Annotated in this window: 8 protein-coding genes and 1 pseudogene; 7 read left to right on the top strand and 2 right to left on the bottom strand. The window is 45.6% G+C overall.

What is annotated here, in order from left to right; all coding sequences use genetic code 11:
• The first annotated feature begins 13 nt into the window (after positions 1-13).
• From FHS57_RS30750 to FHS57_RS30735, 4 genes are all read left to right on the top strand, one after another.
• On the top strand, positions 14-1,366 hold the full coding sequence (locus tag FHS57_RS30750) for a peroxiredoxin family protein (RefSeq protein ID WP_183980497.1): 1,353 nt from the start codon (positions 14-16) through the stop codon (positions 1,364-1,366).
• 31 nt (positions 1,367-1,397) lie between these two features.
• On the top strand, positions 1,398-2,849 hold the full coding sequence (locus tag FHS57_RS30745; RefSeq protein WP_183980495.1) for a hypothetical protein: 1,452 nt from the start codon (positions 1,398-1,400) through the stop codon (positions 2,847-2,849).
• A 70-nt stretch (positions 2,850-2,919) separates the two neighbouring features.
• A complete protein-coding gene (locus FHS57_RS30740) occupies positions 2,920-3,426 on the top strand; it encodes a hypothetical protein (RefSeq protein ID WP_183980493.1) in 507 nt (168 codons plus the stop codon).
• A 93-nt stretch (positions 3,427-3,519) separates the two neighbouring features.
• Positions 3,520-5,613, top strand: a complete 2,094-nt coding sequence (locus FHS57_RS30735) for an RCC1 domain-containing protein (RefSeq protein ID WP_183980491.1) — start codon at positions 3,520-3,522, stop codon at positions 5,611-5,613.
• 28 nt (positions 5,614-5,641) lie between these two features.
• Here the strand turns inward: FHS57_RS30735 and FHS57_RS30730 are convergent, their stop codons facing one another.
• A complete protein-coding gene (locus tag FHS57_RS30730) occupies positions 5,642-6,298 on the bottom strand; it encodes a hypothetical protein (RefSeq protein ID WP_183980489.1) in 657 nt (218 codons plus the stop codon).
• 216 nt (positions 6,299-6,514) lie between these two features.
• Positions 6,515-7,165 (bottom strand): hypothetical protein, encoded by a 651-nt coding sequence (locus FHS57_RS30725; RefSeq protein ID WP_183980487.1) that lies wholly within the window; start codon positions 7,163-7,165, stop codon positions 6,515-6,517.
• Positions 7,166-7,214: 49 nt separating this feature from the next.
• Between FHS57_RS30725 and FHS57_RS30720 the strand changes: the two genes are divergently transcribed.
• The 3 genes and pseudogenes from FHS57_RS30720 to FHS57_RS30710 form a co-directional block, all read left to right on the top strand.
• On the top strand, positions 7,215-7,367 hold the full coding sequence (locus tag FHS57_RS30720) for a hypothetical protein (protein ID WP_183980485.1): 153 nt from the start codon (positions 7,215-7,217) through the stop codon (positions 7,365-7,367).
• A gap of 30 nt (positions 7,368-7,397) precedes the next feature.
• Complete coding sequence (locus FHS57_RS30715; protein WP_183980483.1) at positions 7,398-10,940, top strand: hypothetical protein; 3,543 nt, start codon at positions 7,398-7,400, stop codon at positions 10,938-10,940.
• An 84-nt stretch (positions 10,941-11,024) separates the two neighbouring features.
• Positions 11,025-13,378, top strand: a pseudogene (locus FHS57_RS30710) (hypothetical protein); the annotation flags it as partial.

Raw genomic sequence — 13,378 nt, 5'->3', positions numbered from 1 at the left:
GATAGCAAAAAAAATGAAAAGATTCAAATACTTGTTGAGTTTGTTTTATGGGCTGTTAGCTACCATGGCTAATGCTCAAACAATACATCTTGAATTTCCTGCTTTTGCAGGTAAAACGTATGAGTTGGTTCTTTTTCAGGGCGATAAAAGTATCAAAGCCATTGAAGACACCATTCCAGCCAATGGCAAAGTAGCGTTGGTAGTCCCCCCTCAATATGCCCCATATACGGGTATGTGTCGGTGGCTCATTACCAATTCCGCCGAAGGCGGCGGCTTGGATATGGTGATACCAGGGCGAGGTTTTTCGGTGAAGTGCCTATCGGCTCAGCCCAAAATCGAAGACATCGTTTTTGAAGGCTACGATGTCTTGCACGAACTCGATCGCCTATTCACGATGCAACAAAATATGCTTGATAAATACGAAACCATGAGCCGTGCCACCCAACTGTACGACAGCAAACACCCTTTGTATGCGTCGTTTCAGAAAGAAAAAACGGCACAGGTGTTAGGTTATACGCAGTTTCAGCAAGACCTGAAAAAGAACACCAACTACAATGCTCGTATGTTGCCCATTTTTAATTTGGTACGTGGCATACCGCTACAAATCACGGACGACAACGACGAAAGAGCTAAGTTGGTCAATGAATATATTACAAATGAATTGAACTTTGACCATCTCTATACTTCGGGGCATTGGACGGGTATTATACACAGTTGGGTACAAATGCATACGCAACTGTTTAAAAGCAAAGACGGCTTTGCGAAGGCTTTTGAGCAAATAAGCCGTCGGATTAGCGAGCCTGCCAAATACACCGATTTTGTCGGAAAAGTGACCTTTGCTTTAAATAAAGCGGGCAGCGACGATTTTGTGGCGAGCATAACCCCTACGGTGGTCAATTCGGGTAAAATCACGGCTTATGAGGGTGCTACCATGCAGGTCTATGTCAAGGCATTGATAGGCTCAAAAGCCCCTAATATTGTATTGCCCGATAGCAAGTTGCTGAAAAGCCACGAATTGGCAAGCGACAACTATAAACAAACCTTGTTGGTGTTTTTTGCTTCTGACTGCGGGCATTGCGAAACACTGCTGAAAAACTTGCAGGCCCAATACAACAGCCTGCAAAACAAACACATCCGTGTCATAGCACTGGCAGCAGATACTGATGAGTCATTGTTCCTAAAGTCAAAAGCCTCTTTTCCCTGGGCTGATACTTACTGCGATTTGAAGGGTATGAGCGGGCTCAATTTCAGAGCCTTTGCCGTACCTGGCACACCTACGATGGTGCTGTTAAACAAACAAGGAATCATTACGCACAAAACGTCCCAATTGGAGGACATACTCATGTCGCAAGACACAAGCAATTAAAATTTTTTAATGTTTTAAATAAATAAATATTATGAAAAAAATAAATTATCAAATTGAAAATAAGCTGCTGATGGGCTTATTATTGGTGCTGATGAGTTTTGGCAGTTATGCCCAAACGACAGTACCAGTACCAGCGGCATGTAATAATTGCGGTACAGGCACACCTTGTACTGCCCCTACGGCTCTTGTTTGCGAGGCAGCAGCTACTATTTCAGCTGGTGGTAGCCTTACTTCTACCGTTACAGGCGGTACGGGAGGTAGCATTACCTGGGCCATCTCACCCACTACGGGCATAAGTACCACCAGTGGTAGCGGAGCTACTACGGGGGCTATCAAATTTGCTACAATAGGCACTTATACCCTTACGTTTACGAGTACCAACAACTCGACCCCTGCCGCTTGTAGTCCTGCGGCTTCGGTTACTTGTACTCGCAGTATTACCGTAAATGCTGCCCCTATTGGTAGCCTTACCAGCTTTATTTGCGAAAAATCGTATCCTTTTCCGCTAACCTATAAACCTGATGGCACAGCTTATTCAGGAAAAGCTGCCCTTTCTTATACAGGAGCAAATGGCGGGGCTTACTCAGCAGGTTCAGTAAGCTCAACGGGTGTTACGGGTTTTACCGCTTCTTGGGCAGCAGGTACACTTGCCACTGGAGCAGGTAGTATTGACATAACTATTACAGGTAGCTCTACTACACGAGGTACTGTTGTTTTTCCTATAACCATTGCAGGACAATCGTGTACCATCAAGTTAGGCACTTGTGGTGCCTATATTGCCCCTGACGTATGGAAAGTATTCCTTTGCCATAACCTTGGGGCAGACATTACGGCAGACCCACATAATACTTCTGGGTCAAATACCGATGCCTGGAAATTGAATGGTGCTTATATTCAATGGGGAAGACGAGGCCCCAACACAACTGGTGATTCTCAAATAGATTGGCAAACTGCCGCCAATAGTTCAACCTTGGGCTTTTTTGCCCCTCCTACGGCAACTGACCCAAATACTGGCCCTGTGGTCGTCAATACATGGAATCCCAAAGATTCGACGCTTTGGAAAGCCCTTGATGGTTCAAAAGGGATTAACGATCCTTGCCCTGCTGGTTATCGTATCCCAGATATACAAGAATGGTTTGGGGTATTCAAGCATAATGTAATTACTCGAACAGGAAATTATATATGGTACCCAGCATCAGCTACTAAGTACAATAATATGATAAATTTTGGACCATCTACTTCCGAAAAAACCTTAACCTTACCTATACCAGGTATTTTGGGTAATACCGCCACCAGTCCATTAAATGCACGTAGTATGAGAGCATATTATCATGCAAGGAATTTTGTTTGGAATGGTGCTAGTACTCAAGCTAATGGGTATCATGTTGAATTTCATAAATCTGGAGGGTTTACTGGCTATAATATATATCTAATAGCATCTACAACGGATGATTATCTATCTGTCCGTTGCATTGTCGAATAAAAACCAAGCCCTTGGTAAGTACATTGAGGGTATAAACTAAAAATATTCAATGATTTTAAAATAATTGAAAATGAAAAAAATCAATTTACTCTTGGGCTTTTTGTTGCTCAGCTTGGTGAGTATGGCACAGTACAGTGGAACGGGTTCCGTTACGCTCAGTGGCCTTCCCGCAGGAGCAACCGCCATACAGTGGCACAAAGATGGCAGTGCTATTAGTGGAGAAACAAACGCTACTTATACCGCCACCACCGCAGGGCAGTACTATGCCACCTATACCGATGCCAGTACAACTTGTACTGGAGACCGTACCATTACTTTTCTATTGATCAATAGTGGACAAAGTGCTACACTTACAGGTGCTACCAGTAATAGTGGAGGTACAGGCTATCAGTGGTACAATGCAGGCACAGCGGTATCAGGTGCTAACAATGCCGATTATACCGCTACAACGGGTGGCTTGTATAGCCTCAAATACAACAACGGTACTTGCGAAGTAGAAACGCAGAAGTTTTATGTGTTTATGATGAGTCCCTCTTGCATAGTCAATGGCATCACACCAGCAATTACCAAAAATTAACAACTAACAACAGTCCTCAATTCCCCCCTTTGGGCAATCCGATGGGTCGGCAGTCCGATGGGTCGGGTTAGGGGGCTTTTAAATAGAATTATTATGAAACATCAATACATACATCGAACCATGCTGCTTTGGCTCATGGTTCTTCTAACAAGCCTCAGCAGCTACGCCCAAAAAATGGTGGGTGATGGCTTTGGCGGGCGTGCAGGGTATAGTCCTGTAAATTTACAATGTGGACGTGAGCGGGCTGCTACTATTTGTGCTAACAAGACAATATCTGTTTGGCCTACAGACGGTGGATATAATGATGGTATAGTTGGGAGCACAACTACAGTCCTTCCTATTACAGCATCTAATATAAGCAATGTACGCCAATTTGCGATGAATTACAGCGGAAATTGGGAAACCTATATTACAGATAATGGAGATGGATATGTATTTAATCCAAATGATTATCTCCATATACCAGTTAAGCTAGCCATTACTAATGCTTATCATACGGCCGTAAGTAGTGGGACTGTGGCTTTTGTGAAAACTGATGGTACCGCATGGGTAGGTGGGACTAATTCCATATCTGTACCCACAGGATGTATCTGGGAAGCTGGTTCACCTGGTTCACCTGGTTCACCTGCTACCTATTGTTTGACTCAAGTGCCGGGTATTACCAATGCAAAGCGTGTGGCAATTTGCAACGAATTCCCCACTATGGCGTTTTTATTGGCAGATGGTACAGTAAAAACCATAGCGACTAATAATACTAATCCACCTGTAACGATGGCTGGTTTAAACAATATTGTAGATGTGCAGGCAAGTTTGAACAATTTGTATGCTTTGACAAGTACTGGACAAGTATATTCTTGGGGCATAGCAATAGCGATGGGAACTGGCGTACCTTATAGTGGAACACCATATACTACCCCTCAATTAATCACCTTTCCTGCTGGAGCAGCACCTATCAAGGCAATTGTTCCAGCAAATCATGGGAATTATTGTTTGGCATTAGATGAAAATGGTGTTTGTTATGTTTGGGGATTAGGTTTTTTGGGTACCGGTTCGCTTTATTATTCTAGTCCACAAGTGATTGCTACCAATGTACGTGATATGGTAGCCGCTGGCAGTTATTCTTATTATTATAAAAATGATGGTACACTTTGGGGGCTAGGTAATAGAGACTATTATATGCTTAATCAATCTCTTGTGAATCCTAGTGGGCCGAGCTATTTCGCAACGCCAACCCAATTAACCATTCCATCAACGCTGTGTACTATTCAGTCATATACAGGCATGGCACCCTGCGTAGCAGGCACAACCGCACCAGCCCTAACGCCTACTACCGCTACCAATAGCTGCCCAACGGCAACCGTAAACTTGGCAAGTTTGCCCATAAGCAGCACAACCCCAAGCGGAGCAAGCCTAATATGGAGTACGCACAAAACGCCTACTTCGGCAGCAGATACGCTCACAACCGCTCAAAAAACAGCCGTAAGCACCGCAGGCAGATATTATGCCCTATATTACGATGCTGCCAATGCCTGTTATAGCCCTGCTGATAGTGTGGATATAACCATAACACCTTGTGCCATCAATCTGGCTAATGCTTGTCCAACTGCTACCGTCAATTTAATGACGGCAATCACGGCAACCAACCTGCCAAGTGGGGCAACTGTTACATGGCATACAGGCACACCAGCCACCACCGCCAACAAAGTAAGCGACCCAACGGCAATCAGCACATCGGGCAACTATTACATGGCGTATTTTGATGGTACTAATAATTGTTATAGCGAAACAGCACAAGCGGTAACGGTAACGATAACGTCTTGTGTTCCGCCATTATCTGCCAATACCCCTGCGGCACAAACAGCCACTACGGGTACAGCCAAAACAGGCAATGCCGCCACGGAACTAAGCCCAACAGGCGGCACAGCCCCCTATACATATCGCAATGGAGCAGGCGATGCCGCTTGTGTAGCCCCAAGCGGTGCAACAGCACTTACAGGCTTAACGGTCAATACCGATGGTACATACAGCTACACCGCCCCAAGCACGGCAGGTACATATTATTACTGTATCAAAGTATGCGACAGTACCACGCCAACGCCAAGCTGTGTAGTGAAAACTTATACGCTTACTGTGTCAGCACCTGCGTGTACCGTAACAGGCGTTGTACCAACATTTATTAAAAATTAATAACCGCCCTAAATCCCCCCTTCGGGGGCTAAGGGGCTGGGGCTAAAATAAGTTCTTTGAGTTTACGGAGTATAAAGACAATTTGAAGCAAGGTGGTCTTATCGGTGGCATCGTATTGGCGGCTGCGACAGTATTCATTGTGAGTCAAAACAGCGAAGTTCCAGTTTCTGCCAACAATATATGCCCCATAAATTGGGCGATGAATACCCTTTTCTTGATTGATATTTTGAGCAATGAGCATAGCTGCCAACATTTGAGCCTCTGGATCAAACTTGTCGCCTTTGCCTTTCTTAAATTCTTGTAAGAAGAAATAGGGTTCTTTGGGTGTGTTTTTGCCTAAGGGCGTTGCCAGCATACAATCAGTTTTGAGATTGATTCTATGCCCTTGAATAACCATAGAAAGAGGACGTTCATAAAATGCTTGAATTTTGCCTTTCTCTTCCATTTCGGAAATAAAAAAGAGAAATGCCAAAAACTTCATTTTTAATTCTTCCTCATTCCATTGGTCGCCTTTGTCTTGGATTTCAGAAAGAAGCATATCAAAAATTTCTTGATACGATTCTTTCAGAGGTACAGGTTGTACAGTTAGCAAGTTTTCAAGATGATGGCTATGGCTAATAGTTTTTACCTGAAAAACATCCATAAGGGCATCAATATTCTGACTTAGCTTTATCAATTTTTCCATTTCCGTAAAGTTTTTCGCAAAGATACAACAAAACAAGTAAACGATAATAATGAATAACATATACATAATCAAGCACTTACCCATCAACAAAGGACACCCTTTTGGGAATGACGAATTGGGAATATTCGTAATCGCAGCGGCGACTCGCTCAAATTAATAATCGTCCTCAATTCCCCCTCTGGGGCAGTCCGATGGGTCGGCAGTCCGATGGGTCGGTTAGGGGGCTAAAATAAGTTCTTTGAGTTTACGGAGTATAAAGACAATTTGAAGCAAGGCTTCGGGGTCTGTGGCATCGAAAGAGCGGCTAACGCAGTATTCTTTGCCATTTAAGACGGTGAACTGCCAAACTCGACCTTGAATCCAACAGCCATAAATAGGGCGAAGGGAATTCTCTTTGTTGTTTTTGTTGAGATTTTGAGCAAGTATCATCGCCGCAAGCATCTGACCCTCTGGGTCGTGGCTGTCGCCAAGAGAACGCTTGAATTCCTGCATAAAGAAATAAGGCGATTTTGGTAAACCCGAATTGGTAGGACTGGCAAGCATACAATCAACAACAAGTGATATACTGATGCCATTGACCTCGCCAGCAAATTTTCGTTCAAAAAAAGTATTGATTTTTTCAGGTTCCTCTACTTGAACTACAAAGAAAACAATACTAATGAAGAGCATTTTTAGTTCTTCCTCGTTCCACTCGTCCCATTTTAATTCGAGGCGTTGGCGAGCTTGTTCGATAATACTTAGTTCGGTAGCATTGAGTGTGCCAGTAGCACTTACCCAGTTGGCAAGAATTTCACACTTACGATTTTTCTTGATGTCAAACGTATCAATGACTTCAAAAATATCATAATGATTTAGTCTTTTTTCCATTTCCGTAAAGTTTTTCGCAAAGATACAACAAAACAAGTAAACGATAATAATGAATAACATATACATAATCAAGCACTTACCCATCAACAAAGGACACCCTTTGGGAATTGGGAATGACGAATTTGGAATTACGAATTTGGAATGGCGTTCCATCATAATTCGTCATCGCAACGGCGAACCGTTCATAATTCATAAATCGTAATTCGTAAATCAAAAATCGTAAATCAGAAATATGAAACATTTTAATACAAAACATCGAACCGCGCTGCTTTGGCTCATGGTTCTTCTAACAAGCCTCAGCAGCTACGCCCAAAAAATGGTGGGCGATGGCTTTGGTGGGCGTGCAGGTTATAACCCTGTAAATATTTTTAGTGGTACCAGAGCCAGTGGGATTATTTGTCCAGATAAAACACTCCACCTTTGGGGGATAACAGATTCTTACCTTAATAATGGTGTAAATTCTCAATCAGTCACTCCTGTAGCAGTAACGAACGTAAGTAACGTACGCCAAGTTTCAATGGGAAGTGCAGGAGGTAGTCGTGCTACCTATATAAAAGATGATGGTACGGGTTATCTTTATGGTGAATCTATTCCATATAATAATTCACTGGTATCAAACGCCTATTATACCGATGCGGCTACACCTGGTTTTGCTTTTGTAAAAACTGATGGAACTGTTTGGACAGGTGGTAGTTCTAACTTTGCTCCTAGTTGTCTTTGCACTAATGGTGCCCCGACTACTTACTGCACATCTCAATTAGCGGGTATAAGTAATGCTAAGAGGGTGGCAATATCGAATGCTGGTAGTATGGTAATTTTATTATCTGACGGTACAGTTAAAACGATATTTGGGACTACTAATCAATATCCAGCTTCTTTGATAAGTTCTACACCCATAACAATTCCCGGATTAAGTAATATAGTAGATGTGAAAGCAGGTGAATCTAACTTTTATGCTTTGACAAGTTCGGGTCAAGTATATGCTTGGGGAAATGGTTTTGCTATGGGAACTGGTGTATCTCAAACTACTTCTTTGTACACCCCTCAATTAATAACTTTTCCTGCTGGTGCAGCTCCTATTAAAGCCATTGTTCCTGCTAAAACGAGTATATTTTGCTTAGCTTTAGATGAGAATGGCGTTTGTTATGAATGGGGTTCAAGACTTACCACTTCATTTAATTCAACACCTGTGGCCGTTGCAACCAATGTACGTGATATGGCTGCCGGTTACGATTTTGCATTTTTTTATAAGAATGATGGTACGCTTTGGGGACTTGGGTATGCAAAAAATATGCTTAACCTATCCAGCACTTCAACCTTTACAACTCTAACACAATTAAGCACATCATCTCTTTGTGCTATACAGTCGTATAATGGTATGCCACCTTGCGTAGCAGGTACAACCGCCCCAGCCTTAACGCCTACTACCGCTACTAATAGCTGCCCAACGGCTACCGTAAACTTGGCAAGTTTGGCAATAAGCAGCACTACCCCAAGCGGTGCAAGCCTAATATGGAGTACGCACAAAACGCCTACTTCGGCTGGCGATACGCTTACTACGGCTCAAAAAACAGCCGTAAGCACCGCAGGCAAATATTATGCGATGTATTACGATGCTGCCAATGCCTGTTATAGCCCTGCCGATAGTGTGGAGGTTACGATAACGCCTTGTGCTGTAAATCTGGCTAATGCTTGTCCAACCGCTACCGTCAATCTAATGACGGCAATCTCGGCAACCAATATGCCAAGCGGGGCAACGGTTACATGGCATACAGGCACACCAGCCACCACCGCCAACAAAGTAGCCGACCCTACGGCAGTAAGCACATCGGGTAACTACTACATGGCGTATTTTGATGGTACTAATAACTGTTATAGCGAAACAGCAGGTCCATTGGTAGTAACCATAACGGCTTGTGTACCCGACACCGACGGCGATGGCATAGCCGATGACACCGACCTTGACGATGACAACGATGGTATTTTGGACACCGTAGAGCAAGCCGCTTGTAGCCCAAGTAGCCTAACATGCGATTCAGATGGCGATGGTATTATCAACAGTTTAGACTTAGATTCAGACAATGATGGTATCAACGATGTGATAGAAGCAGGTGGCACAGATGCCGATAAAAATGGCGTAGCCGATGGCACAGTAAGTGCAACGGGTATTCCAGCCACAGCAAACACAGGCTTAACCGCCCCAGATACTGATGGCGACGGCAAGAAAAATCCGTATGATTTAGATTCAGATAATGACGGCATCAATGATTTGGTTGAAAGTGGTAACGCCCTTTTGGCAGATGCCAATGGCGATGGCATGGTAGATGGCACAGACACCGACAAAGATGGTATTTTGGGAGCAGCCGATGGCACACCAAGCACTTGGGGCGATGCCAACGACACCGCCCCTGTTGATACCGATGGCACAGGTGGCGCAAACTACATTGATACTGACTCTGATGGCGATGGTTTAACAGACTTAGCAGAAAGTGGCATAGCAAACCCCGCCACATTAGATGCCAATGGCGATGGTAAAATAGACGATGCTACCGATACTGACGGTGATGGTATTCCACAAGGAGTGGATGGTGCCCCAACTGCTTTTGGCGATGCCAACAGTCCTGCACTACCAGATACTGATGGAGATAGCAAACCAGATTATATAGATGCTGCCGACACCGATGGTGATGGTGTCCCTGATGCGACAGACTTAGACGATGACAACGACGGTATTCCTGACAGCACCGAAGGCACAGCCGACACTGACGGCGACGGTGTCAAAGATGCCCTTGATTTGGATAGCGACAACGACGGTATCAACGACGTAATCGAAGCTGGCGGTACGGATGCCAATGGCGATGGTAAACAAGACGGTACAGCCAACGCAACGACAGGGCTAATTGGCACTGGATTAACTCCACCTAATACCGACAACGACAATGTGCCTGATTATAAAGACCTTGACAGCGACAACGACGGTGTGTCAGACCTGCAAGAAGGCGGAAGCGGCGGCACGGATGCCAACAATGACGGGGTCGTAGATGGCCCTGACACCGACGGTGACGGTATTCAAAATAGTGTAGATGGACTTGTAGGATTCGGGGATGTCTCCTCGCCTGCCTTACCAAACGGTGATAGTGATACGTTACCTGATTACCGAGACGTAGACAGTGATGGCGATGGAATCAACGACATCATAGAAAAAGCAGGCAAAGGCACTTTAGATGGCAACAATGATGGTATGGTTGACAGCCCAACCGACCCTGACGGCGACGGTATTGCCAACAACAGCGGTTTGGATACCATTCCAGCAGGATTTGGCGGCTTACCAACAGCCAATGGTCCCGCTACCGACTTATTTGCCAACTACACCTTCGGGAATGTTACATTCAAAGCCAACGATACTCGTACGGTAATCATCAATATCAACGAAATCAAGGGCGGAGCAACAAGCGGCATTGTTGAGTTTTTTGTTCCAACCATGACAGGATACACGATGACCTTTAACGCTACCCAAACTACCGCTACGGTGATTGGAACAGAAACCGTCAATAACAATGATTGGACAATGACTAACACAGGTACGGGAATGAAGTTCACCTCAAAGTCAGGCGTAGTAATTTCTGCCAATGGACGGAGTCGTATAGCAATTACCGTTAAAGCAGATACGGCAGGTACGGCAGCCAATTTGACGACGAACATCACCCCAGCTTCGGGCGGAGACGGTGTTTCTCTCAATAACGTAGCCGTACTCAGCATGTCCATTCAAAACTAACTTTGCTTACCATTTCGGTTTTTTCCCTGCTTTTTCGGACCAACTCGAAAAAGCAGGGGAGAACTCTCTAAAATAATCAGGAACATGAAAAAGAAATTACAATCCATAGCGGTTATTGCGTGGTTGGCTCTTACTAAGGCATTGGCTCAAAGCGCAGATCCTGCGGTTACGAGTGCAACGTTTGCCCCCTCTTCTACGGCAATAGGCCAAACGTCCGTTCTGACCGTTAATTTCAGCAATGCAGGTACCACGGCAATTCCAGCGAGTTCCATAGAAATAACCGTAAGTGCTCCCAGTGACTATTATGCCAACGGTGGTACGCCCTTCCCTTCGGGACCTGGGGCATTGCTCTTTACCTGGACGTATTTAGGAGCAGATACGTGGCGGGGAGTAAATACCAACTCTATCGCAGCCGCTGAAGGTGGAGCCATCACAATCACTGTCAAAGGGCTTTCTGTGACAACGGCAGCCGAACTTACCAACGTCAACGTACAGCCTGTTGCCAATTTTGCGGCCTTTACCGATTCGCCCAATAACAATAATTCGCAGCCTGGACTATCCGTATTAGCAGACACCGACGGCGATGGCATTCCTGACAACACCGATACGGATGATGATAACGACGGTATCCTTGATACGCAGGATAAATTACCGCTTGATACCGACAACGACGGTACGCCTAATGCGACCGATACGGACGACGACGGTGACGGTATCCTTGACACAGCCGAAGCCGCAGGTAAAGCCCTTGATACCGATAACGATGGTACGCCTAACAGCACTGATACCGATGATGATAACGACGGGATTCTTGATACGGCCGAAATAGGCACGTTGGACAGTAATGGTAAATACACCTTGCCTGACTCAGACGGCGATGGTCTGCCTGACTTGATTGACCCGCTTGACACCGACGGAGACGGAACACCTGACAACACCGATACGGATGATGATAACGACGGTATCCTTGATACGCAGGATAAACTACCGCTTGACACCGACAACGACGGTACGCCTAATGCGACCGATACGGACGACGACGGTGACGGTATTCTCGACACGGCCGAAGCCGCAGGCAAAGCTCTTGATACCGATAACGATGGTACGCCTAATGATACCGATACTGACGATGATAACGACGGTCTCCTTGACACAGCCGAAATAGGTACGTTGGACAGTAATGGTAAATTCAGCTTACCTGACACCGACGGCGATGGTCTGCCTGACTTGATTGACCCGCTTGACACCGACGGAGACGGAACACCTGACAACACCGATACCGACGATGATAATGACGGTATTCTTGATACGCAGGATAAATTACCGCTTGACACTGACAACGACGGTACGCCTAATGCCACCGATACGGACGACGACGGTGACGGTATCCTTGACACAGCCGAAGCTGCAGGTAAAGCCCTTGATACCGACAATGATGGTACACCTAATGATACCGATACCGACGATGATAACGACGGGATTCTTGACACAGCCGAAATAGGTACGTTGGACAGTAATGGTAAATACACCTTGCCTGACTCAGATGGCGATGGTCTGCCTGACTTGATAGACCCGCTTGACACCGACGGCGATGGAACTCCTGATAACACCGATACCGACGATGATAATGACGGTATCCTTGATACGCAGGATAAACTACCGCTCGATACCGACAACGACGGTACGCCTAATGCGACCGATACGGACGACGACGGTGACGGTATTCTCGACACGGCCGAAGCCGCAGGTAAAGCCCTTGATACCGATAACGATGGTACGCCTAACAGCACTGATACCGACGATGATAACGACGGGATTCTTGACACAGCCGAAATAGGTACGTTGGACAGTAATGGTAAATTCAGCTTGCCTGACTCAGACGGCGATGGTCTGCCTGACTTGATTGACCCGCTTGACACCGACGGAGACGGAACTCCTGATAACACCGATACCGACGATGATAATGACGGTATCCTTGATACGCAGGATAAACTACCGCTCGATACTGACAACGACGGTACGCCTAATGCGACCGATACGGACGACGACGGTGACGGTATTCTCGACACGGCCGAAGCCGCAGGTAAAGCCCTTGATACCGACAACGACGGTACGCCTAACAGCACTGATACCGACGATGATAACGACGGGATTCTTGACACAGCCGAAATAGGTACGTTGGACAGTAATGGTAAATTCAGCTTGCCTGACTCAGATGGCGATGGTCTGCCTGACTTGATTGACCCGCTTGACACCGACGGAGATGGAACTCCTGATAACACCGATACCGACGATGATAATGACGGTATCCTTGATACGCAGGATAAACTACCGCTCGATACCGACAACGACGGTACGCCTAATGCGACCGATACGGACGACGACGGTGACGGTATTCTCGACACGGCCGAAGCCGCAGGTAAAGCCCTTGATACCGA

It is taken from the genome of Runella defluvii (assembly GCF_014195535.1).
GTDB classification, from domain to species: Bacteria; Bacteroidota; Bacteroidia; order Cytophagales; family Spirosomataceae; genus Runella; species Runella defluvii.
Note: the sequence above shows the minus strand (reverse complement) of the source record. Positions and strands in the feature narration are given on the sequence as shown.

What these genes read in the sequence shown, in the direction of transcription:
- FHS57_RS30745 (WP_183980495.1), top strand. Translation starts at nt 1,398, where the DNA reads ATGAAAAAAATAAATTATCAAATTGAAAATAAGCTGCTGATGGGCTTA.
- FHS57_RS30735 (WP_183980491.1), top strand. Translation starts at nt 3,520, where the DNA reads ATGAAACATCAATACATACATCGAACCATGCTGCTTTGGCTCATGGTT.
- FHS57_RS30725 (WP_183980487.1), bottom strand. Translation starts at nt 7,165, where the DNA reads ATGGAAAAAAGACTAAATCATTATGATATTTTTGAAGTCATTGATACG.
- FHS57_RS30715 (WP_183980483.1), top strand. Translation starts at nt 7,398, where the DNA reads ATGAAACATTTTAATACAAAACATCGAACCGCGCTGCTTTGGCTCATG.
- FHS57_RS30750 (WP_183980497.1), top strand. Translation starts at nt 14, where the DNA reads ATGAAAAGATTCAAATACTTGTTGAGTTTGTTTTATGGGCTGTTAGCT.
- FHS57_RS30720 (WP_183980485.1), top strand. Translation starts at nt 7,215, where the DNA reads ATGAATAACATATACATAATCAAGCACTTACCCATCAACAAAGGACAC.
- FHS57_RS30730 (WP_183980489.1), bottom strand. Translation starts at nt 6,298, where the DNA reads ATGGAAAAATTGATAAAGCTAAGTCAGAATATTGATGCCCTTATGGAT.
- FHS57_RS30740 (WP_183980493.1), top strand. Translation starts at nt 2,920, where the DNA reads ATGAAAAAAATCAATTTACTCTTGGGCTTTTTGTTGCTCAGCTTGGTG.